Here is a 21,062-nt window from a genome sequence, read left to right on the forward strand (position 1 = left end):
GTTGAGGTTTGGGTGGTGGTGTGCTGTGGCTCGTCGCCGAGCGCGGAGGAAGACAGAACGGGAACTCCTGATCCAAAGGAATCGGGGAGCCCTGCCGACAGCCGCACCGGGGCCAGAAAACACGAAACCCGGGGCAGAAGGCAGAGCTGCACCCGGGAAAGAGAACTGCGGGGATGGGTGACGCAACTCAGGCCAGCGCGACGTCCGCCCCCGGACATGTGCGACAGAAACAGCACATGGGGAACGCGGACGGCTACATGGCCTGGTTAATAGGACGTCACCTCAAGATCGACACAGAAGGAACAGAGAATCCAGTCACTGTCACCGACACCTCGGCACAGGAACCCATCCACAATACGACACCCTCGGATTCCACGCACACCAGGTCGCGAGCCTGCCCCCTGCCGGTCCGACCGCGCACTGCGCCAAGCCCTGTCACAACTCGTTGTCACCCAGAAGGCGAACCGGGCCGGTTCTGGGAATGGTTCGTGACAGACCGCGGCCCCGGCCAGCCATGGCGGCCCGGCACCCCGGTGCCCGCAGTTCGAGGCCGCCCTCGCCGCCGCCAGGGAGATCAAGGCCCACGCCCCGCACTGCCGGGTGATCTTCACGGTGAACGAGATGAAGAGGCTGGGACGCGACGCCGCAGAGCTGACCACGCTCGCCGATCACCTCACCGCCCACGGCCGGGAGTCCCCCCTCGAAGGGCCCGACGCCGCAGCCCGCAAGAGCAACCACGGCGGGATGCCGCCGGTGATCACCGGCGGCATCCCGCACACCGTGCTCTCCCAGTAGGCGCCATCTATCGCTCTCACTCGGTCAGAGCGGACCGTCCCACCCCGGTGGGGTGGGACGGTCATGTTTGCTGCGAGACCTCCGGCGCTGCTGTCGGCGGGGGCCATCGCCCTGCGGGCCGGGCCCCCGCCCGGACGGCGCAGGTGGTGACGAGCTCGTGTCTGACGCGCGCGGGGAGGCGCGTCGGCCCTCGTCTCTGCCTGCGCTCCAGGGTCGGGGCGCCGTTGTCTCACTCCCTCGATCAGGTAACCCCACGTCGAGATCGCTGGGCGATGTGGACTCTTAGTGGACATTGGTCACGGAAAAGCCCCCCAGTCGATCATGACTGGGGGGCTCGAATGCAGGCTCTCACCTGCCACTTACCTTCCGGTGGGCGCGGACGGTTTCGAACCGCCGACATCCGCCTTGTAAGGGCGGCGCTCTACCACTGAGCTACGCGCCCGGGGGATGTCGGACACCTTACCTTGCCTCCGGCGGTGCCCCGCAAACGGCATAGGGTGGGAGGATGGCAGTCGGGGCGGGCAGCGTGGACGACGGACGGGACCAGTGCGGGAGAGGGACTTGACGGCGACGACACCATCACAGCCGCGTGCGCGGCGAGTTGTAGGCCACCGTGGGTCCGCGGGTGCCCTTCGGGATGTCGTGGCGTTGGTGGTGCTCCCGTTGCCGTTGCTGGCTGTGGTGGTGCCTGGGGCGTTCGCGGGTGGGGGTACGCGGCGGTGGTTCGGGGGGCGGGGCGAGAGTCAGCGGGCCGATGCGCAGGCCGCCAAGGACGACGCGGCCGCGGCGTTCTACGAGCTGGATACGGCTCAGCGTGAGCTGCGGATCTCGATAGAGACGATCGCCGCTGTCGACAACTCGCCGCCCGCACGCCGGGTGGCGTCCGACTTCGCGGCGCTCGGGCAGCGCATCGACGAGGTCAGCCATGAGTACATCAGTGCCGTCGATGCTCATGATCTCGATCGGGATGATCTTGAGGCTTCGGTCGCGGCGCGGGCCCGGACCGAGCTGGCGCGGGTCAAGGACGAGCTGGTCCGGGTCAAGCGGGAGCTGGAGCGGTTCGGGCAGGGGCTCGGGCCGTTGCTCGACAAGGCGGAGACCCAGCTGGCCCGGGTAGCGCCCGCCATCGAGCGGGCCCGGCAGGCTCTGCTGGGCGCGAGCACCGCTCTCGACGCGGCGCGCGGTGCGGGGCTGCGGGCGGATGACCTCGCGGCGCGGCTGGCGGCCCTCGGGCCTGAGCTGACCCGGCTCAACCAAGGTGCGGGGCAGCATGGCGTGCAGGAGACCCTGCACCGGGCCGACCAAGTGCTGCGGGAGGCTGAGGCCGTACGGGCCGATGCCGCGCGGCTGCCGGAGCAGGCGGCCGAGATCGACCGGCGGCTGGTGTCGCTGCGTACCCGCGCGCAGGCCCTGCACACCCGGTCCACGCAGGTGGAGCCCGTGCTGAGCGAGCTACGGCGACGGTTCACGGCCGCCTGCTGGCAGGACCTGCAGCCCGTGCCCGAGCAGGCCGCCGACGCGGTACGGCAGGCCGAGCTGAAGCTGTCCGAGGCCCAGCGGGCCCGGAGCGAGCAGCGCTGGGCCGACGCCACGTCGCGGCTGAGTACGGTGCGGGCGCTGCTGAACAGCACGGATGAGGCGGTCTCGGCGGCGGGCGACCGGCTGCGGCGGCTCAATGCCGTACAGAAGGACCCGGAGCAGGAGATCCAGCGGACCCGGTTCGCGATCCGCGACGCGCAGCGGCTGGCCATGGCGGGGCGGCAGACCCCCGATCCACGGCATGCCCGCCCGCTGGACGACTCGGTGGCGCGGCTTGAGCGTGCGATGGAGGGCCTGCAGGGCAGGCATCCCGACTACTGGCACTTTCTGACCGAGACGGACGCGGTGCGGCAGACGGTGGCCCGGGTGGTCGCGCAGATCCGGGACGAGCGCGGGGGCGCTGGGGCGTAGGGCTGCGCTGGCGCTCGGGGCGCGGGGCCCGGGGCTCGGTCCTGTGGATTTGTCGGGTTTCCCTTGTGGGCGGATGCTGGGTGTACGTACGTGCGCGTGCGCGGCACGTGCGCTTGGCCTCCGCGAGCCCAGGGAGGGCGACACTATGGCCACGCACATACTCCACGGCCCCCGGCGGCGTGTCAGGCTCAACGAGCACCTGCCCGTCGACCACCGGCTCAGCCAGGTCTACCGGGTGGGCGCGGGACTGACCGGGCTGGTGCTGCTGGCGTTCGGCATCCTGGGGCTGATCGACAAGGTCGGCTTCTTCGACACCGGCGACAACACGATCGCCGGGCTGAACAGCAACGGCGCGCTGAGCGTGCTGTCGATCGGCGTCGGGCTGCTGCTCTTCGTCGGGATGGTGATCGGCGGCAACTTCGCCTCGACGCTGAACATGACGCTCGGCATCCTCTTCATCCTCAGCGGCTTCGTCAATCTCGCGCTGCTGGACCGGGAGTTCAACCCGCTCAACTTCCGCATCCAGAACGTGCTGTTCAGCTTTGTGGTCGGCGTGATGCTGATGTTCTTCGGCATGTACGGGCGGGTCAGCGCCACGCTGCCGCACGACAATCCGTACTGGAAGGCCCGCCACCCCGAGCAGGCGGCCCGGGAGTCGCGGCGGGGCACTCGCAGGTCGCTCAGACAGCGCCGCGAGAACCGGCAGGGTCACGAGGCCCCGTAAGGACCACAAGACCCGTAAGGCCCACAAGACCCTTAAGGTCCTGTCAGCCGCAACAGCCTCCGCCGCAGCACCCGCCACCGCCACCCGCCGCGGGCGACGCCTTAGCGGCGGACGGCGCCGCCGACGCGGAGCCGCCCACGGCCACGGTCGACAGCAGCTTTACGGTGTCGTCGTGCCCCGTGGGGCAGGACGCGGGCGCGGCGGACTCGGCCATCGGGCGGCTGACCTCGAAGGTGTCGCCGCAGGTCCGGCAGCGGTATTCGTAACGGGGCATGCCCTACAGGCTAGCGCCTGCGGGGCTGGGCTGGTCTTGCTGGGCTAGCGCTTGCGGGCCAGGGTCAGGCCGTCGACCACCGGGAGCATCACGCTGTCGACCCGGTCGTCCCTCTTCACCCGCTCGTTGAACTCCTTGATCGCCGCCGCGGGGCCGGTGGCGTCCGGGTCGGTGACCCCGCCGTGCAGGAAGACGTTGTCCACGACCAGCAGGCCGCCGGGCCGCATTCTGGGCACCAGTTCGTCCCAGTAGCCGATGTAGTTTTCCTTGTCCGCGTCGATGAACGCCAGGTCGATGTGCGGCTCCTGGGGCAGCGCGCCCAAGGTCTCCAGCGCGGGCGCGATCCGCAGTTCGATCCGGTCCGCGACCCCGGCCTTGTCCCAGGCCTCGCGGGCGTGAGCCGTCCACTCCTCGGAGACGTCGCAGGTCAGCAGCGTGCCATCGGGTGGGAGGGCCTGGGCCATCGACAGCGAGGAGAGACCGGTGAACGTGCCGACCTCGACCACGCGCCGGGCCCCGGTCAGCTTCACCAGGAAGGCGAGCAGCGGGCCCTGCTCCTCGGCGACCTGCATGCGCGCACGCGTCGGGAACCTGGTGTGCGTGACGTCCACGAGCATCCGCTGTACCGGGTCGAGCGGCGGATTGTGGCCCAGCATGTAGGCGTAGAGCTCGTCGGTCAGGGGTGTGCTGTTTCCCTTGGACATACGGAGCCGTCTCCTCGCGTCGGGGCCGTCGTACGCACGTGATTACCGTCGTACGCACGTTACTCCGGCCCGGCCGCGGACAGCAGCAGGCGCAGGATCTCCTCACCCGCGGCGGCGCCCCGCGTGTCGAGGGCGGTGAGGTTCGGTGCGGTCCAGCCGGTGTCGGCCAGTTCGCCGTGGCCGGGGCGCCAGGCGCGGTCGGCGGCGGCGAGCAGGTCGGCGTCGAGCAGCGAGTCCCCTGCGGCGAGGGTGAGTTCCGCGTCGGTGCGGCGGGCCACTTCGCGCATGGCCGCGCTCTTGGTGAGCGGGCGCGGTACGGCGTAGATCTTGCGGCCCTGGAGGGAGACCGTCCAGCCTCGGGGCTCGGCCCACTCGGCGAGTTCCTTGACCCAGCCGTCGGGGAGCGCCGCGCGGTCGACGACGAGATAGGCGAAGAGGTCCTCGGCGACCCGCTCCTTGAGCAGCCAGGCCTCGTCGGCGGTACGCAGCAGATGGGCGCGGACCTCCGCCAGTGGGGCGGCTTCGGCGGCGAGCCGGGCGGCGACCTGGCGCTGCCAGTCGGGATCGGAGATGCCGTCGACGAGGAGGTGGCCGCCGTTGGCGCAGATCGCGTAGCGGGGGGTGGGGCCGGGTCCGGTGACAGTGACGGGAACGGGTCCGGGGACCGGGAGGTGGATGCGGCCGTACTGCTCGCGGGTGCGGGTGGTGGTGGGCACGAAGTCGGTGCGGCGGGCCAGCTCCGTGAGGAGTCCGGCCGCGGTCTCGGTGAGGTAGGAGAGCGGCTTGCTCTCGTACACCTCGACGCAGAGCAGCCGGGGGGCCTCGGCGTCGGGCATCGGGAGCTGGAGGGCCGCCGCGGAGTAGATCAGGGTGCGGTCGAGGTCGCTGGCGACGAGGACGCGCCTGGGGTCGCTGCTCACTTCGCTGCCACCGCCTTGCCGTCGGCGCCGGTCGCGCCGCGCGTGTACTGGGGGTGGATCAGCCCGACGCAGGTGTACGGGAGTCCGTCCACCTCCTCGACGGGTACGCCGCGTTGCTCCGCGAGCAGGCGTACGTGGTCGAGGTCGGGCCCGGCGTCACGCTGGGCGAGGATCTTCCAGGGGACGCGGCGCAGCAGGACGCGGGTGGTCTCGCCGACGCCCGGCTTGACGAGGTTGACGTCGTGGATGCCGTACTCCTCGCTGATCCGCTCGACGGCGGCCCAGCCTTCCCAGGTGGGTTCCCTGTCCCCCGCCCGTACCTCCTTGAGCTGGGCGTCCACTGCTTCCGTGACCTCGTCGAAGCAGGCCTCGACGGTGTCCAGGAAGTGCCCCGAGACATCCGCTCCCGCGAGTTCGCGGTAGAACTTGGCGCCGTGGAAGTCATCGGGTCCGACCAGGTCGGCGCGGAGCACGGTGCGGGATATCAGCCCGGACACGGTGGAGTTGAGGCAGGCGGAGGGGATCAGGAAGTCCTCGCGGGTGCCGTAGACGCGTACGCAGGAACCGGGGTCGGCGAGTACCGCGATCTCCGGGCGGAAGCCCGCCGCTCCCCCGGCCTTCTCGAACTCCGTGACCGCCTGGGCGAGTTCACGGGTGATGGCACCCTTGCCGGTCCAGCCGTCCACGAAGACGACGTCGGCCGGGTCGTGGTGGGCGGCGAGCCAGCGCAGGGCGTTGGCGTCGATGCCGCGGCCGCGGACGATGGACACGGCGTAGTGCGGCAGGTCGAGCCCGTGCCGGTGGGCCGCCCAGCGGCGCATCAGAACGCCGACGGGGGTGCCCGCGCGGGCCAGTGAGACCAGTACGGGGCGAGGCGTGCGCTCGGCGATGACCGTCTCGGTGACGACGCCGACGGCCTGCGCGATGCGGGCGGCGGAGGTGTCCAGCGCCGCGCGGAACAGCTCCTGGTACTGGGCGGTCGGCTGGTACTCGACGGGCAGCGACTCCGCGTAGTGCGCGCCGCCGCTCTGGATGGCCTCCTCGCGCTCCTCGGTCGGCGCCTCCAGTTCGGCCGCGGAGAGGTCCTGGAGCAGCCAGCCGACCTCGTCGGGCGCGTACGAGGAGAAGGTGGGGCCGCGAAGGGGCTCGGGCAGCATGGCGGGTTCCTGCCGTTCGGGGACGTGCGAGGGGGTGCTTGGGGAGGTGCTTGAGGGGGCGCTTGAAGAGGGGACGTACGAGGGGATCACGGCCAGCAGGACGTGCTCGGTGTGTTCGGCGAGCCGGGCCAGCAGCCCGTCGGGGGCGTGCAGTTCGGGGGTGTCGGCGGTGGAGTCGACGACGGCGACGATCGCGTCGAAGCCGCCGCCCGCGACGTTGTACGCGTACCGGGTGCCGGGTCCGTCGGCCGGGTTGTCGTGCGCGGGGAAGGTGATGCGGCTGCGGATCGCGTAGCCGGGGTCGTCCACGGCGAGGACGGGCGAGCGGGTGGTGGTCGAGTACCGCACCTCGGCGTGGTCGCCCAGATGGTCCTCCAGCGCGGCGGCCAGGCGGAGGGGCGCGTACATCAGCTCCTCGAAGCCGAGTACGAGGACGCGGCGAGCGTCGGCGGGCACGGCGTCGACGACCCGGGCCGCCGTCGCGGGTACCGCGCGCTCCAGGCGCACCCGGTGCGCGGGCGTGAAGCCGTGCCGCCCGCCGTCGGGCACGGACACGGGCCAGCCCAGGTCGACGCGACTGACAGTGCCACCAGCGGAACCCGAACGCGGTGCGGGGGCGGGGACCGAAGCCAGATCCGGGGCCGAAGCCGGGACCGGGGCCGAAGCCGTGGTCGGAGCCGGGGTGTCAGGCGTCTCGTGTTCGGCGACCAGGGCCTGGCCCCTCTCCAGTACGCCCTCCGGCAGCCGGACCGTCCCCGCGGCCGCGGCCACCAGCTCGACGCGCGCGCCAATCTCGGCGGCGAAGTCCGTGAGCCGGTCCTGGTCCGCGGGGGAGCGCATGTCGACGAGCGCCACGATGACGTACCGCTCGCGCGGGTAGCGCTCGTGCAGGGCGCGGACGGTGTTGAGCACGGTGTTGCCGGTGGAGAACTCGTCGTCCACGAGTACCAGCGGCCCGTCGCCCGCCAGCAGTGCCGGGTCCTCGGGCAGCAGCAGATGCGAGGTGGCGTGTGAGTGCGACTCCTCGAAGCCGCCCGCTCGCGCCACGCCGTCGACCTCGCGCCGGGTGGAGTGCAGATACGGGGCGAGGCCGAGCCCGTCCGCGACGCAGTGGCCGAGTCCGGTGGCGGTCTCCGCGTAGCCGAGGACGACGGCGTGGCGGGCCTGATCGTCGCCCAGCAGTGCGCGGACCCGTACGCCGAGGTCGTGCCCGGCCGCCCGTACCACCGAGGGCCGCTGCGGCACATGCTTGCCGAGCACGTTAGAGACGAGCAGATGCGCGCGCTTGGGGTTGCGGCGCAGCGCGAGTCCCAGCAGCTCGGGCAGTCGCGCGTCGCCGACCAGCTCGACGCCCAGTCGCTGGGCGACCCACGTCCCGGACCACACCACGATGTTGGATTCCTTGTCGTTCGCGTTTGCGTTGGCGTTCACGATCACGTTCACGTCGGCGTTCATTCGCTCTGCCCGGCCGGGGCGCGACCAGCAGTGAGGAGCTCCACGAAGCTGACGTCGGCGTGCGCGACGCCGAACACCTCCGCACGCCGCATGGTCCGTTCGGCCCAGGCGCGGTGCGGCTTCACCTCGTTCATCTTGTTGGTGTACGTGGAGCGCAGCACCCCGCCGCCGTCCTGCCCCGGGCGCAGGATGTCCTGGGCGTCGCTGAACTCCTCATGGCTGACCACCGACAGCGCGTGCACCGGCAGCACATGTGAGGGGTGGATACAGGTCTTGCCCTGGAGGCCGTTGGCGCGGTCGAGCTCGATCTCGCGGAGCAGTCCGTCGATGTCGTGCTCGATGAGCGCGGCCCGCAGCTCCTCCGCCCGGCCGGAGAAGGGACTGGCGCGCAGTTGGGGCTTGAAGATCCGCTCCTGGGTACGGAAGTACTCCCAGACGGGTCCGGTCACCGTGAAGCCGGTGCCGTCGGCCCGCCCCAGCACGTTGACCACGTCCCCGATCGCCGAGGCCACGATGTTGACGTCGTACGCGGTCATGTGCGGCGGTCGGCGCAGTCCGTACGCGGAGCAGAAGTCGGTGACGCCGAGGCGCAGGGCCAGTACCCGCTCGCGGTACTTGTCGACGGTGCGGGCGATTCCGGCCAGGACCTCGCCGCGGGTCTCCAGGTGGAGCAGTTCGGGTGATTCCAGTACGGGCATGGCGAACAGCCGCTGCCCACTGGCGGCCTCCGCCGCGGTGAGCGCCTCCAGGAACAGCACGCCCCGCTCCTCGGTGAACTTCGGCAGGACGAAGCCGGACAGCAGTCTGACGGCGGGGCCAAGCCTGCGGACGAGGTCGGATATCTGTGCGGGCTCGCGCACCCGGATGAACAGCAGGGGGAGCTCGGACGGGCCGCCGTCGGCCAGCGCGGTGAGCTGCCTGACCAGGTTCTCCTCGGCTTCCACCACCTCGGAGTCGTCGATAGAGTCCTCGAGGCAGAGCACCATCGAGACCACCCCCGCGCGGGCTTGGCGCAGGATGTCACGGACCATCCGGGGCCGGGTCGCCGGACTGTACAGGGTGGCGCCCAGGGCCATGGCGAGCAGGTTCGCCGGGTCGTCGGCGGTGAACTCGCACGGCTCCACATGGAACAAGCGATTCCGAACCTCAGGCGCGAGATGCCCGAAATGACGCATGTGACTCCCCGTGTTGGCCAGGCGGCCGGATCGAACCGCCTGGTTCCGGACTGATTCCGGACTAGATGCAGCCGGTAATAGTACGTAGGGGCGTAGGCCATCGGTTCCCCTCGGTACGTGAAGTTCCGGTAACCGCGACGGGTCGGGGAGCTGTGCACACCGTGGTCGTGGGTCCGAGTGGGTCCGAGTGGCCCCCGCGTTGTCCCTGCCGGTGCCGGGAAGGCAGGATGACGCCATGACGCACGCCATGCTGAAGGGGTCGAACGTCCCGCTGAAGGCCACGGCGGTCCGTGCCGTGCTGCGCTGGACCCCGGGGCCCGAGGCTCCGGATGTCGATGTCGACGCGTCGGCGCTGCTGCTGTCCGCCGACGGCCGGGTGCGCTCCGACAAGGACTTCGTCTTCTACAACCAGCCTCGGCATCCCTCGGGCAAGGTCTGGCGGCTCGGCAAGAAGCGGCTGGCCGACGGGCTCACCGACACCGTCCAGGTGGACCTGGCGGGGCTCGACGCGGAGGTGAGCCGGGCCCTGATCGTCGCCTCGGCGGAGGACGTCGCCTTCCGGCATGTACGGGAGCTGCGGATCTCGCTGTACGACGCGGCGACGGCCGTGGACGGCGAGCCGTACGCGTACTTCGACGTGAAGCCGGAGACGGGCGCCGAGACGGCGTTGATCTGCGGTGAGCTGTACCGGCGCGGGGATACCTGGAAGTTCCGGGCGCTGGGCGAGGGGTACGCGAACGGCCTGGTCGGGCTGGCCACGGACTTCGGTATCTCGGTCGACGACTCCGAGGGCGCCGAGGACGCCGACTCCGAGGGCGCGGACCACGGCGCCGACGCGGCCGACAGCGGCACCGGCACCGGCGGCGGCGGCGAGGCTGACGCGGGCGCCGCCCAGCCGGACGCACCGCGGCGCGTACCGGAGCAGTCCGCGGCCACCCAGCCGCATGCCCCGCAGCCACCGCCACCCCAGCCCGCCCCCGCACAGCCAGCGCAGCCCGCCTACGGCTACCCCCAGCCCGTGCCAGCCCCCGTCGCCGCCCCGCCGCAGCCCGCGTACGGCTACCCGCAGCCCGTCACCGGCCCTCCGCCAGCGGCACCCGACCCGGGCTTTCGGCTCCCCCCACAGGGACCGCAGTTCATCGGCCGCTAGCGGGCGTCTCCCCCCTGGGGCGTCTCCCCCTGGGCGGAAGCAGCGGCCGCTACCGCTCCCCCGACCTGGCCTTGTACCCCCTCCCCCACTGAAGCCCCCAGCCGTACAGCCGGTCGAGCTCCGCCTGGAAGCCATAGACGAACCTCACCTGGCGGTGCACGGTCAGCTCGCCCTTGACGTTCTCCAGCGAGAACACCGCGCAGGAGCGGGCCTGCGGCGCGCGCTCGTCGAGGTCTATCTCGATCCGTGGGCCGTTGCTCGGGTAGAGCGTCATCTTGGCGTGCGTACGGTCGAACGCCGGAGTCTGGTCGTAGATGTAGACAAAGAACAACAGCCGCTTGATGGACTCGCGCTGGTCCAGGTTGACGTAGATCGTCTCACCCGATGGCGAGCCGAACCGGTCGTCTCCGCTGAGCTTCACATACGGCGCGTCGTTGAGGTCGCCGAGGAAGTTGCCCAGCGGCTGTACGACGCCTTTGGCGCCGTCGGTCAGCTCGTAGAGGCAGCCGATGTCCAGGTCGACGTTGACGACGCCCTGGGTGTGCGCCTGTACGACCTCGGGCTGGAACATCTTGAGCGGGTTCTGCAGCAGCTTGCCGCCCTGCCGGGACCTGCCCTCGATGTCGGACGTACGCATCCGCCAGGAGAGGTTGACGCGCAGATTGCCGTTGGCGGCGCCCTGTTTGTTCAGGGACACCGACGGACTGCGTTTGGTGAGTTCAATGCAGTTGGTCGCGGCGCTGCCGGACTCGAACTGCGCGCTTCGGCCGCGTAACAGCCCTTCCCAGAAGGCCATGCCTGCCCCCAATACCGACAACGGTGAAGGGGCGGCCCAAGGCTCGCGCCTTAGGCCGCCCCGCACAGAGCGTTCCGCATTTATCCCGGGATCACACCCCGGAGGACACTTCGGCCTTTCGGTCCGGACTCGGCCCCTCGCCCTCGTCCTCCCCGGCCGCGGCCAGTGCGCGATTGCGGCGCACCGACGACCAGAACGACCAGAAGATCAGGGTGACGCCGATCAGGCCGGTGATGAGCTCGTGGATCTCGTGCTGAATCGTGATCATCAGGATGACGGCGAGCGCGCCGATGGCGTAGTGCGCGCCGTGCTCCAGGTAGACGTAGTCGTCCAGGGTGCCCTGGCGGACCAGGTAGACCGTGAGCGACCTGACGTACATGGCGCCGACGCCGAGGCCGATCGCCATCAGCACGATGTCGTTGGTGATGGCGAAGGCGCCGATGACTCCGTCGAACGAGAAGGACGCGTCCAGGACCTCCAGGTAGAGGAACATGAAGAACGCGGCCTTGCCGGAGAGCGCGATCACCGAGACCTGCTTGCCCTTGCGCCTGGCCTCTTCCTCCACCTCGTGCTCGTGTTCCTCGGCTTCCTCGAGTTTGTTCTCGAAGAAGCCGGAGAGCCCGCCCACGATCATGTACGTGATGAGTCCAGCGATTCCGGAGAGCAGCACCGTGCCGGACTTGTCGACGTGCGCTCCGCCGTGCTGGTGGGCGTTGACCGCGAAGGTCATGGACGTGACCAGCAGCACGATCAGCGCGACGCAGGGGGCCAGCATGTCGACGCTGCCCAGCTTGGCCAGCGGGCGCTCCAGCCAGCCGAGCCACTTGATGTCCCGGTCTTCGAAGATGAAGTCCAGGAAGATCATCAGCAGGAACATGCCACCGAACGCGGCGATGGCCGGGTGCGCGTCGGTGACGTACTGCTGGTAGGCATCCGCGTCATTGATCGCCAGGTCGACCGCTTCGATCGGTCCGAGCTGGGCGCTGATCGCGACGATCACCACGGGGAAGACGAGTCGCATACCGAACACGGCGATCAGGATGCCGATGGTGAGGAAGATCTTCTGCCAGAAGGCATTCATCTTCTTCAGGATTCCGGCGTTGACCACCGCGTTGTCGAAGGACAGCGAGATCTCGAGGATGCAGAGGATCGCCACGATGCCAAAGGCTTCCCACCCCCCGATGAACACCGCTGCGACCAAGCCGATCGCGGTCACCGCGAACGACCAGCCGAAGGTTTTCAAGATCACTGGCTACCCCATCGATGGTTACGTGCGGGGTCTTCCCCGCACCGCGCTCGGCCGCGAAACCCGGCCACCGGGCCGAGTCTGGCCTGGTGTTACGAGACGTTGACTCCGAAGTCTAGAGCGATGCCGCGCAGACCCGACGCGTACCCCTGCCCTACGGCCCGGAACTTCCACTCGCCGCCGTAGCGGTAGACCTCGCCGAAGATCATCGCGGTCTCGGTGGAGGCGTCCTCGGAGAGGTCGTAGCGCGCCAGCTCCAGGCCGTCGGCCTGGTTCACCACGCGGATGAACGCGTTGGCCACCTGGCCGAAGGTCTGGCCACGGGTGTCGGCGTCGTGGATGGAGACCGGGAAGACGATCTTGTCGACGTTGGCCGGGACTTTGGAGAGGTCGATCAGGATCGACTCGTCGTCACCGTCGCCCTCACCGGTGATGTTGTCACCGGTGTGCTCCACGGAGCCGTCCGGGCTCTTGAGCTGGTTGTAGAAGACGAACCAGTCGTCGCCGAGTACCCGCCCGGCGTTGCACAGCAATGCGCTGGCGTCCAGGTCGAAGTCGGCTCCGGTGGTGGAGCGTGCGTCCCAGCCGAGCCCGATCATGACCTGCTTGAGGTCGGGTGCGGCCTTGGAGAGGGAGACATTGCCTCCCTTGGCGAGCGTGACGCCCATGTGCGGTTTCCTCCCCGGTGGATGGCGTTGCGGTGTCGACCGCGTCCGGCGCCGCACTCGGTGTGCGGCGCCGGACGACAGGCAGTAAAAGGACGCTCAGCTCAGACGTTGACGCCGAAGTCCTGCGCGATGCCGCGCAGGCCGGAGGCGTAGCCCTGGCCGATGGCGCGGAACTTCCACTCCGCGCCGTTGCGGTACAGCTCACCGAAGACCATGGCGGTCTCGGTGGAGGCGTCCTCGGAGAGGTCGTAGCGGGCCAGCTCGGCGCCGCCCGCCTGGTTGACCACGCGGATGTACGCGTTGCGCACCTGGCCGAACGACTGCTGGCGGGACTCGGCCTCGTAGATCGAGACCGGGAAGACGATCTTATCCACGTCGGCCGGGACACCGGCGAGGTTCACCTTGATGACCTCGTCGTCGCCCTCGCCCTCACCCGTGAGGTTGTCACCGGTGTGCTCGACGGAGCCGTCGGGGCTCTTCAGGTTGTTGAAGAACACGAAGTTCTGGTCGTTGGCGACCTTCCCCGCGGTGTTCGTCAGCAGCGCGCTGGCGTCGAGGTCGAAATCACCACCGGTGGTGGTGCGGGCGTCCCAGCCGAGACCGACGATGACGGCGGTCAGGCCGGGGGCCTCCTTGCTCAGTGAGACGTTGCCACCCTTGCTGAGGCTGACTCCCACGGGTCCTCCCTTGTGTGATGTCGAGGGCCGGGCCCCCGGTAGTGCGTGTGCATTCGGATCAACGATCCGATCCTAGTGACCGGTTCCCGCCCGAGACAGAATCCGGGCCGGATCAGGGCCTTATCAGGGCTGGATCAGGGCCGTGTCAGGGGCTGGACCAGGGTTGGACCAGAGCTGGATCAGAGCGAGCTGAGCGCCTTGACGTAGTCGCTCAGGTCACGGGCGTCCGGGAGGCCGTTGACGACGGTCCACTGGATCGCGCCCTCCTTGTCGATGATGAACGTGCCGCGCACGGCGCAGCCCTTGTCCTCGTCGAAGACGCCGTACGCGCGCGAGACCTCGCCGTGCGGCCAGAAGTCGGACAGCAGCGGGTACTCAAGACCCTCCTGCTCGGCGAAGACCCGCAGGCTGAACGGCGAGTCGTTGGACACCGCCAGCAGCTGCACGTCGTCGTTGACGAACTTCGGCAGTTCGTCGCGCAGCGCGCACAGCTCACCCGTGCACACGCCGGTGAAAGCGAACGGATAGAAGAGCAGCACCACGTTCTTCTCGCCACGGAAGTCCGAGAGCCGCACGGTCTGGCCGTGCTGGTCCTTCAGCTCGAAGTCCGGGGCCTTGGTGCCAGCTGCGATCGCCATGAATACGCGTCCCTTCAGCGGAGCGGACCCTGTGGCCGTGTCCGTTGGACCACAGGGGTGAGTCCGCCCCACCCTACGCATCGCGCGGCGTGTCCGGGGGGACAGGGCGGAGCCCCCGCCGACCGAGGTCGGCGGGGGCTCCGGAGCGGGTGGGCCCGCGGGGCGCGGGCGGCGGCTCAGCGCTTGGACTTCGCCGCCTTCGGCGTGACGAGACGGCTGCCCGCCCAGTCCTTGGCCACGCTCAGGCTCTTGGTCTGTGAGAAACCCGCGGTCTGTGCGGCTTCGTTGATGTCGCTGGGCTCGACATAGCCGTCACGGCCGGTCTTCGGGGTCATCAGCCAGACCAGGCCACCGTCGTCGACCAGCTGGGTTGCGTCCACCAGCGCGTCCGTCAGGTCGCCGTCGTCCTCTCGGAACCACAGCACCACAACATCGGCGACGTCGTCGTACTCCTCGTCGACGAGCTCACCGCCGATGAGCTCTTCAATGGACTCGCGGAGTTCGTGATCGACGTCGTCGTCGAAGCCGATCTCCTGGACCACCTGCTCGGGCTGGAAACCCAGCCTCGCGGCAGGGTTGGTCCGCTCCTCCGCGTGGTCCGCGGTCGCGCTCACGGGTTGCCTCCTGATCATGTTTTGGAAGTGCTTTTCGGCCTCGCGCATACGCGAGGTACTGGCCGTAGTCCACACGGGCGGGGCGGATCGCGCAAGTACCCGGCCGCCGAGACCGCCGAAACGGTGACGTTCCCGGCCGTGTCGCCGCAACTCAATCCCCGGCCCTGTGTCCGATTCGATGCCCGATTTAAGCATGATCGGTGATTCATCCGACATTCCTGGGCCAGCCCTGCGGCACCGTCGCCCCCCGGCGACCTCCCGGCGACCCCCAGGCGCCCCTCGGTAACGCCGACGAAGCCGCGCCGCGTCGGAGGTTACTTCCCAGTACAGATGACGTTTGCGTCGCCTGGGTAGACGATGGGGACCGGCGCCAACCCCATGCGACGCCCACCTCAGGCAACCAGCACGACCGACAGTGAAGGAACAGCGTGGCTTCCGGATCAGATCGCAACCCGATCATCATTGGCGGCCTTCCCAGCCAGGTCCCGGACTTTGATCCCGAAGAGACTCAGGAGTGGCTCGAGTCGCTTGACGCGGCCGTCGACGAGCGCGGCCGCGAGCGCGCCCGCTACCTGATGCTCCGGTTGATCGAACGGGCCCGCGAGAAGCGCGTGGCCGTACCCGAGATGCGCAGCTCGGACTACGTCAACACGATCGCCACCAAGGACGAGCCGTTCTTCCCCGGCAACGAGGAGATCGAGCGCAAGATCCTGAACGCGACCCGCTGGAACGCGGCCGTGATGGTCTCCCGCGCCCAGCGCCCCGGCATCGGCGTGGGCGGCCACATCGCCACCTTCGCCTCGTCCGCCTCGCTGTATGACGTGGGCTTCAACCACTTCTTCCGCGGCAAGGACGAGGGTGACGGCGGCGACCAGATCTTCTTCCAGGGGCACGCGTCGCCGGGCATCTACGCCCGCGCGTACCTCCTGGACCGGCTGAACGACCAGCAGCTCGACGGGTTCCGCCAGGAGAAGTCGAAGGCGCCCCACGGCCTGTCCAGCTATCCGCATCCGCGTCTGATGCCGGACTTCTGGGAGTTCCCGACCGTCTCGATGGGCCTGGGCCCGCTCGGCGCGATCTACCAGGCCCGGATGAACCGCTACATGGAGGCGCGCGGCATCGCCGACACCTCCAAGTCCCATGTCTGGGCGTATCTGGGCGACGGTGAGATGGACGAGCCCGAGTCGCTCGGCCAGCTGTCCATCGCCGCCCGCGAGGGCCTGGACAACCTCACCTTCGTCGTCAACTGCAACCTCCAGCGCCTGGACGGCCCGGTACGCGGCAACGGCAAGATCATCCAGGAGCTGGAGTCGCAGTTCCGCGGCGCTGGCTGGAACGTCATCAAGCTGATCTGGGACCGTTCCTGGGACCCGCTGCTGGCCCAGGACCGCGACGGCATCCTGGTCAACAGGATGAACAACACGCCGGACGGCCAGTTCCAGACGTACGCCACCGAGACCGGCGCGTACATCCGCGAGCACTTCTTCGGCGACGACCACCGGCTGCGCGCGATGGCCGAGGGCATGACCGACGACCAGCTGCTGCACCTGGGCCGTGGTGGCCACGACCACAAGAAGATCTACGCGGCGTACAAGGCGGCCAAGGAGCACAAGGGCCAGCCGACGGTGATCCTGGCGCAGACCGTCAAGGGCTGGACGCTCGGCCCGAACTTCGAGGGCCGTAACGCCACCCACCAGATGAAGAAGCTGACGGTCGACGACCTCAAGCACTTCCGCGACCGGCTGCATCTGCCGATCCCCGACCAGGAGTTGGAGAACGGCGCCCCGCCGTACTACCACCCGGGCCGGGACTCGGAAGAGATCCAGTACATGCACGACCGCCGCAAGGGCCTCGGCGGTTACGTCCCGATCAGGGTGGTGCGGGCCAGGCCGCTGGCCCTGCCGGACGACAAGGCGTACGCGGCCGCGAGGAAGGGCTCCGGGCAGCAGTCGATCGCCACCACCATGGCGTTCGTCCGCATCCTCAAGGACCTGATGCGGGACAAGGAGATCGGCAGGCGGATCGTGCCGATCGCGCCGGACGAGTACCGCACGTTCGGTATGGACGCCTTCTTCCCGAGCGCCAAGATCTACAACCCGCTCGGCCAGCAGTACGAGTCGGTCGACCGCGAACTGCTCCTGGCGTACAAGGAGTCGCCGACCGGCCAGATGCTGCACGACGGCATCACCGAGGCGGGCTGCACGGCGTCGCTGATCGCCGCGGGTTCGGCGTACGCCACCCATGGTGAGCCGCTGATCCCGGTGTACGTCTTCTACTCGATGTTCGGCTTCCAGCGCACCGGTGACCAGTTCTGGCAGATGGCCGACCAGCTCGCGCGCGGTTTCGTGCTGGGCGCGACCGCGGGACGTACGACGCTGACCGGTGAGGGTCTCCAGCACGCGGACGGCCACTCCCAGCTGCTCGCCTCGACCAACCCGGCCTGCGTCGCCTACGACCCGGCCTACAGCTACGAGATCGCGCATATCGTCAAGGACGGTCTGCGCCGGATGTACGGCCAGGCCGCCCCCGGCGAGGACGCGGACGTCTTCTACTACCTCACCGTCTACAACGAGCCGATCCTGCACCCGACCGAGCCCGCCGACGCGGACATCGAGGGCATCCTCAAGGGCATCCACCGCGTCCAGGCCGCCACCGCGGGCACCATCTCGGCGCAGATCATGGCGTCCGGTGTCGCGGTGCCGTGGGCGATCGAGGCGCAGCGCATCCTGGCCGACGAGTGGAACGTCAAGGCGGACGTCTGGTCGGCGACCTCCTGGAACGAGCTGCGGCGGGACGCAGTCGAGGTGGAGAAGCACAACCTGCTGCACCCCGAGGAGGAGCAGCGGGTGCCGTACGTCACACGGAAGCTGACTGGTGCCGAGGGGCCCTTCGTGGCGGTCTCGGACTGGATGCGCTCGGTACCGGACCAGATCTCGCGCTGGGTGCCGGGCCGGTACACGTCGCTGGGCGCGGACGGCTTCGGCTTCGCGGACACCCGCGGCGCGGCGCGGCGGTTCTTCCACATCGACGCGCAGTCGATCGTCCTGGGGGTGCTCACCGAGCTCGCCAAGGACGGCAGGATCGACCGCTCGGCGCTCAAGCAGGCCATCGACCGCTACCAGCTGCTGGATGTCTCGGCGGCCGACGCGGGACCGCCGGGCGGCGACGCCTAGGGCCGGACAGCCGGACAGCCGGACAGGCCTTGGACGGCTGGCGGGCGAGGGCGGCGGTACCTACCTCGGGTACCGCCGCCCTCGGCGTTGCCTACCATTCCCCCATGACCGAGCCGCCCGCCACCGCGCTGGACCGCTGGGAGCGGCGTACTCAGGGCCCGCTCCTGGTGTTCGCGCTGCTCTTCGCCGTCGCGTATGCCCTGCCGATCGTGCGGCCTGACGCCCCCGGGGTGGTGCTGAGCGCGTGCCGGGCCACGAACTGGGCGGTGTGGGGGCTGTTCGCCCTCGACTACGCGGTCCGCCTGTGGCTGGCGGAGCGCCGGATGCGTTTCGTCCGCGAGAATCCCCTGGCGCTGCTCGCGGTGGTGCTTCCGATGGTGCAGCCGCTCCGGCTGCTGCGGCTGGTCTCGCTACTGCTGCTCGTCGGGCAGCGGGCCCGGATGGCTACCCAGGTCAGGGTCACCACGTATGTCGCGGGCTCGTGTGCGGGGCTGCTGGTCTTCGGCGCGCTGGCCGTACTGGAAGTGGAGCGGGATCGTCCGGACGCCACGATCCAGTCGCTTGAGGACGCGGTGTGGTGGGCCTTCACCACGATGACCACCGTCGGATACGGGGACATGGCGCCGACGACCGGGCTCGGGCGGGCGCTGGCCGTCGGGCTGATGCTGTCCGGGATCGCGCTGCTCGGTGTGGTCACCGCGAACATCGCGGCCTGGTTCATCTCGCGCTTCGAGAAGGACGACGCGCAGGAGCGGCGGCAGACGGCGGCGATCGAGGAGCTGACCCACGAGGTCCGCTCGCTCCGCGAGCAGGTCGCGGAGCTGTCGGGCGGCGGTAGCGCGACGGTTCCCAGGCCGTTGGGGCCAACCGAGGCTACGGACGGGCTCCCCGCGAGCCCGTCCGGCGATCAGCTCTCCTAGATCAGCTCCCCTAGATCAGCTCTCCTCGTTCCTAGTACTCCCAGATCTTGAAGGCGCGTACCCGGTACGGGGCCTTCGGGACCCAGGTGCCAGAGCCCGGGTACGTCTCGAACTCGCCCGTCTCGGCGCACACGGCCGACTGGTACGTGGTGACCGGCCGGCCGGTACGGTTCGCGAGGGCCTGCGCGCTGCTCCCCTCCGGCAGCGCGACGCAGCTCTCGATGTCCGTACCGGCCAGCTCGTGTACCTGCCGGTCGCCGCCGAAGTCCGGCCGCTCCCAGAGGCACAGTTCGCCGGGCCCGCACGCGCCGAGCGCCGCCGTCGACGTCGGTGTCGGCGTAGGCGTCGCCGCCCCCGCGGCGGGCGCGGCGGTCAGGACGGCCGCGGCCAGGGCGGTGCCTAAGGCCGCGGTCCGGAGCGTGCTGCGGGTGACGGTCCGAGTGGTGGTGCTATGGCTGTACATGGTGGTGTTTACCCCCGTCTGGTCGGTATCTGATCAGATTGGTCGGTCTGATCTCCCTGTCGGCACTCTGGCCTGCGAGGCAGCCCCCACGGAAGGGGGGATTCGGACGTACCACCCTGATAGGTGACTCAACACCCTCCGTGAACACCCTCGAACAAAGACACGGAACGTCACCAACCCGCACCCTGCGTGGGGCAGTTAACCGCATGACACGGAGGAAAACGTGATCTGCCCCACCCCTCGCACGAAGGGCCGAGAGGGTCTCCTACGCTGTCCCGCAGTGACTTCCTTCGACTCCTCACCTCAGGCAACGGTGACGCGCGCCCTGCTGGCGCTCGCCGTTGTCTTCGTCATGCTGGCCATCACCGGCTGGACGACCGTGCACCACAACCGCGCGGGCAGGAGTCCGCTCCAGGTCGCGCTCGACGCCTGGGAGCGCGGCGGCATCAACGGCCACCAGCTCCCCGCCGCCGACGCGCCCACGACCCGTATCGCGGAGTTCTTCGACTCGCTCACCGCAGGGCAGCGGCACCGCCTCGCCGCGCGCTATCCGCTGGTGGTCGGCAACCTGAACGGCGTGCCGCCACGGCTGCGCTACCGCGCCAACCGCCTCGCCCTCGCCGAGGCGCGCGAGGCCGAGCGCGAGCATGTGGACGACCAGCGGCTGTCCGACGAAGGGCGCCGCACGGTCCGCCGCCGGATGCACAGATTCACCGCGCTGCTCCACGAGGACCGGCAGATCCTCGCCTTCGACCCCACCGGCTCCGGCCGCGTCGCCGAGGTGTTCGGCGACCTCGAGCGGGCCCAGCGGGTCTCGGTCGTGGTCCCGGGCGTCGGCACCGACCTGCTGACCTTCCAGAAGACCGAGGGCGAGTACACGGCACCGGTGGGTATGGCCCGTTCGCTGTACGACGCGGAGCGTACGGAGAGCCGCGACACCCGTACCGCGGTGATCGCCTGGGCCGACTACACCGCGCCCGCCGGGATCGGTATGGAGGCGGCCACGTCCAAGCGTGCCGAGGACGGCGCGCGGCGGCTGGACAGCCTGGTGTGGGCGCTGCCCGGCTCCTCGTCGGTCACGCTGTACTGCCACAGCTACGGCTCGGTGGTGTGCGGCGTCGCCGCCCGTGGGCTGTCGGCCCGCGTCACCGATATCGCGGTCGCGGGCAGCCCGGGCATGGGCACCGAGAGCGCCGCCGGACTCGGCACCTCCGCCCGCGTGTGGGCCGTGCGGGGCGCCGACGACTGGATCGGTGACATCCCCCACCTCAAGCTGGGCGGGCTCGGCCACGGCGCCGATCCGGTCTCCCCGGACTTCGGAGCGCGGGTGCTCGCGGCCGGGGATTCGGGCGGCCACACCGGTTACTTCCTGCCGGACAGTGCCAGCGTGCGCAATCTCGCGCGGATCGGCGTTGGCGCGTACGACGCGGTCCGGTGTGACGGTGGAGGAACGGCCTGCCGGAAGACTTCTTCCGGTTTCGCGGCGTCCTGACGCGCGTAGAAGCACGTCGGTACGGGAAATGACAGGATCGTCGCGCGGGGGGACGAACCCGCGCTCGGCGC

19 protein-coding genes and 1 tRNA gene are annotated in these 21,062 nt (G+C 69.7%); 7 read left to right on the forward strand and 13 right to left on the reverse strand.

What is annotated here, in order from left to right; all coding sequences use genetic code 11:
• Nucleotides 1-621: 621 nt before the first annotated feature.
• Nucleotides 622-795, forward strand: a complete 174-nt coding sequence (locus GCN81_RS06225; protein ID WP_231626408.1) for a hypothetical protein — start codon at nucleotides 622-624, stop codon at nucleotides 793-795.
• Nucleotides 796-1,165: 370 nt separating this feature from the next.
• On the opposite strand, the gene GCN81_RS06230 is transcribed toward GCN81_RS06225, so the two are convergent.
• Nucleotides 1,166-1,237: transfer RNA gene (locus tag GCN81_RS06230), tRNA-Val, on the reverse strand.
• A gap of 104 nt (nucleotides 1,238-1,341) precedes the next feature.
• Between GCN81_RS06230 and GCN81_RS06235 the strand changes: the two genes are divergently transcribed.
• Together GCN81_RS06235 and GCN81_RS06240 are read left to right on the forward strand one after the other, a co-directional pair.
• The gene (locus GCN81_RS06235; protein ID WP_407697944.1) at nucleotides 1,342-2,745 is read left to right on the forward strand and encodes a coiled-coil domain-containing protein; all 1,404 of its coding nucleotides are present in this window, start codon (nucleotides 1,342-1,344) and stop codon (nucleotides 2,743-2,745) included.
• Between the two features lie 145 nt (nucleotides 2,746-2,890).
• Complete coding sequence (locus GCN81_RS06240) at nucleotides 2,891-3,469, forward strand: DUF4383 domain-containing protein (protein ID WP_156722504.1); 579 nt, start codon at nucleotides 2,891-2,893, stop codon at nucleotides 3,467-3,469.
• Nucleotides 3,470-3,512: 43 nt separating this feature from the next.
• Here GCN81_RS06240 and GCN81_RS06245 read toward each other — a convergent pair whose 3' ends face one another.
• Genes GCN81_RS06245 through GCN81_RS06265 form a run of 5 tightly spaced genes read right to left on the reverse strand, consistent with a single transcriptional unit; the run spans nucleotide 3,513 to nucleotide 9,154 of the window.
• Complete coding sequence (locus GCN81_RS06245; protein ID WP_156722506.1) at nucleotides 3,513-3,743, reverse strand: FmdB family zinc ribbon protein; 231 nt, start codon at nucleotides 3,741-3,743, stop codon at nucleotides 3,513-3,515.
• A 44-nt stretch (nucleotides 3,744-3,787) separates the two neighbouring features.
• Entirely contained in the window at nucleotides 3,788-4,447 is a 660-nt protein-coding gene (locus tag GCN81_RS06250) for an O-methyltransferase (protein ID WP_156722508.1), read from the reverse strand.
• Nucleotides 4,448-4,506: 59 nt separating this feature from the next.
• Nucleotides 4,507-5,367 (reverse strand): HAD family hydrolase, encoded by an 861-nt coding sequence (locus GCN81_RS06255; RefSeq protein WP_156722510.1) that lies wholly within the window; start codon nucleotides 5,365-5,367, stop codon nucleotides 4,507-4,509.
• The gene (locus GCN81_RS06260; RefSeq protein ID WP_156722512.1) at nucleotides 5,364-7,979 is read right to left on the reverse strand and encodes a phosphoribosyltransferase; all 2,616 of its coding nucleotides are present in this window, start codon (nucleotides 7,977-7,979) and stop codon (nucleotides 5,364-5,366) included. Before GCN81_RS06260 ends, GCN81_RS06255 begins: the two co-directional genes overlap by 4 nt.
• The gene (locus GCN81_RS06265) at nucleotides 7,976-9,154 is read right to left on the reverse strand and encodes an HpcH/HpaI aldolase/citrate lyase family protein (protein ID WP_156722513.1); all 1,179 of its coding nucleotides are present in this window, start codon (nucleotides 9,152-9,154) and stop codon (nucleotides 7,976-7,978) included. Before GCN81_RS06265 ends, GCN81_RS06260 begins: the two co-directional genes overlap by 4 nt.
• A gap of 235 nt (nucleotides 9,155-9,389) precedes the next feature.
• On the opposite strand from GCN81_RS06265, the gene GCN81_RS06270 reads away from it, so the two are divergent.
• Nucleotides 9,390-10,304 carry a TerD family protein gene (locus GCN81_RS06270; RefSeq protein ID WP_156722515.1) on the forward strand — a complete coding sequence of 305 codons (915 nt, stop codon included), beginning with the start codon at nucleotides 9,390-9,392 and terminating at the stop codon, nucleotides 10,302-10,304.
• Nucleotides 10,305-10,353: 49 nt separating this feature from the next.
• Here GCN81_RS06270 and GCN81_RS06275 read toward each other — a convergent pair whose 3' ends face one another.
• The 6 genes from GCN81_RS06275 to GCN81_RS06300 form a co-directional block, all read right to left on the reverse strand.
• A complete protein-coding gene (locus GCN81_RS06275) occupies nucleotides 10,354-11,100 on the reverse strand; it encodes a TerD family protein (protein WP_156722517.1) in 747 nt (248 codons plus the stop codon).
• A gap of 91 nt (nucleotides 11,101-11,191) precedes the next feature.
• Nucleotides 11,192-12,349: a DUF475 domain-containing protein gene (locus tag GCN81_RS06280; RefSeq protein ID WP_156722518.1), complete on the reverse strand. Its 1,158-nt coding sequence runs from the start codon at nucleotides 12,347-12,349 to the stop codon at nucleotides 11,192-11,194.
• A gap of 89 nt (nucleotides 12,350-12,438) precedes the next feature.
• Nucleotides 12,439-13,014 (reverse strand): TerD family protein, encoded by a 576-nt coding sequence (locus tag GCN81_RS06285; RefSeq protein WP_156722520.1) that lies wholly within the window; start codon nucleotides 13,012-13,014, stop codon nucleotides 12,439-12,441.
• Between the two features lie 101 nt (nucleotides 13,015-13,115).
• A complete protein-coding gene (locus GCN81_RS06290; protein ID WP_156722522.1) occupies nucleotides 13,116-13,691 on the reverse strand; it encodes a TerD family protein in 576 nt (191 codons plus the stop codon).
• A 179-nt stretch (nucleotides 13,692-13,870) separates the two neighbouring features.
• Entirely contained in the window at nucleotides 13,871-14,329 is a 459-nt protein-coding gene (locus GCN81_RS06295; RefSeq protein ID WP_156722524.1) for a peroxiredoxin, read from the reverse strand.
• 176 nt (nucleotides 14,330-14,505) lie between these two features.
• On the reverse strand, nucleotides 14,506-14,943 hold the full coding sequence (locus tag GCN81_RS06300; RefSeq protein WP_156722526.1) for a DUF3052 domain-containing protein: 438 nt from the start codon (nucleotides 14,941-14,943) through the stop codon (nucleotides 14,506-14,508).
• Between the two features lie 428 nt (nucleotides 14,944-15,371).
• Here GCN81_RS06300 and aceE point away from each other — a divergent pair, with 428 nt between their 5' ends.
• Nucleotides 15,372-18,116 (forward strand): pyruvate dehydrogenase (acetyl-transferring), homodimeric type, encoded by a 2,745-nt coding sequence (gene aceE / locus GCN81_RS06305; protein WP_156722528.1) that lies wholly within the window; start codon nucleotides 15,372-15,374, stop codon nucleotides 18,114-18,116.
• 104 nt (nucleotides 18,117-18,220) lie between these two features.
• Nucleotides 18,221-19,036 carry a potassium channel family protein gene (locus GCN81_RS06310; protein ID WP_156722529.1) on the forward strand — a complete coding sequence of 272 codons (816 nt, stop codon included), beginning with the start codon at nucleotides 18,221-18,223 and terminating at the stop codon, nucleotides 19,034-19,036.
• Nucleotides 19,037-19,067: 31 nt separating this feature from the next.
• Here the strand turns inward: GCN81_RS06310 and GCN81_RS06315 are convergent, their stop codons facing one another.
• A complete protein-coding gene (locus GCN81_RS06315) occupies nucleotides 19,068-19,499 on the reverse strand; it encodes a peptidase inhibitor family I36 protein (protein ID WP_156722531.1) in 432 nt (143 codons plus the stop codon).
• A 280-nt stretch (nucleotides 19,500-19,779) separates the two neighbouring features.
• On the opposite strand from GCN81_RS06315, the gene GCN81_RS06320 reads away from it, so the two are divergent.
• Nucleotides 19,780-20,991, forward strand: a complete 1,212-nt coding sequence (locus tag GCN81_RS06320) for an alpha/beta hydrolase (protein ID WP_156722533.1) — start codon at nucleotides 19,780-19,782, stop codon at nucleotides 20,989-20,991.
• Nucleotides 20,992-21,062: the final 71 nt, after the last annotated feature.

The sequence above is a fragment of the Streptomyces apocyni genome, assembly GCF_009739465.1.
GTDB classification, from domain to species: Bacteria; Actinomycetota; Actinomycetes; order Streptomycetales; family Streptomycetaceae; genus Streptomyces; species Streptomyces apocyni.

Coding starts and splice junctions, on each gene's coding strand:
- GCN81_RS06310 (WP_156722529.1), top strand. CDS start 18,221: ATGACCGAGCCGCCCGCCACCGCGCTGGACCGCTGGGAGCGGCGTACT.
- GCN81_RS06295 (WP_156722524.1), bottom strand. CDS start 14,329: ATGGCGATCGCAGCTGGCACCAAGGCCCCGGACTTCGAGCTGAAGGAC.
- GCN81_RS06275 (WP_156722517.1), bottom strand. CDS start 11,100: ATGGCCTTCTGGGAAGGGCTGTTACGCGGCCGAAGCGCGCAGTTCGAG.
- GCN81_RS06270 (WP_156722515.1), top strand. CDS start 9,390: ATGACGCACGCCATGCTGAAGGGGTCGAACGTCCCGCTGAAGGCCACG.
- GCN81_RS06285 (WP_156722520.1), bottom strand. CDS start 13,014: ATGGGCGTCACGCTCGCCAAGGGAGGCAATGTCTCCCTCTCCAAGGCC.
- GCN81_RS06315 (WP_156722531.1), bottom strand. CDS start 19,499: ATGTACAGCCATAGCACCACCACTCGGACCGTCACCCGCAGCACGCTC.
- GCN81_RS06240 (WP_156722504.1), top strand. CDS start 2,891: ATGGCCACGCACATACTCCACGGCCCCCGGCGGCGTGTCAGGCTCAAC.
- GCN81_RS06225 (WP_231626408.1), top strand. CDS start 622: ATGAAGAGGCTGGGACGCGACGCCGCAGAGCTGACCACGCTCGCCGAT.
- GCN81_RS06265 (WP_156722513.1), bottom strand. CDS start 9,154: ATGCGTCATTTCGGGCATCTCGCGCCTGAGGTTCGGAATCGCTTGTTC.
- GCN81_RS06260 (WP_156722512.1), bottom strand. CDS start 7,979: ATGAACGCCGACGTGAACGTGATCGTGAACGCCAACGCAAACGCGAAC.
- GCN81_RS06245 (WP_156722506.1), bottom strand. CDS start 3,743: ATGCCCCGTTACGAATACCGCTGCCGGACCTGCGGCGACACCTTCGAG.
- GCN81_RS06250 (WP_156722508.1), bottom strand. CDS start 4,447: ATGTCCAAGGGAAACAGCACACCCCTGACCGACGAGCTCTACGCCTAC.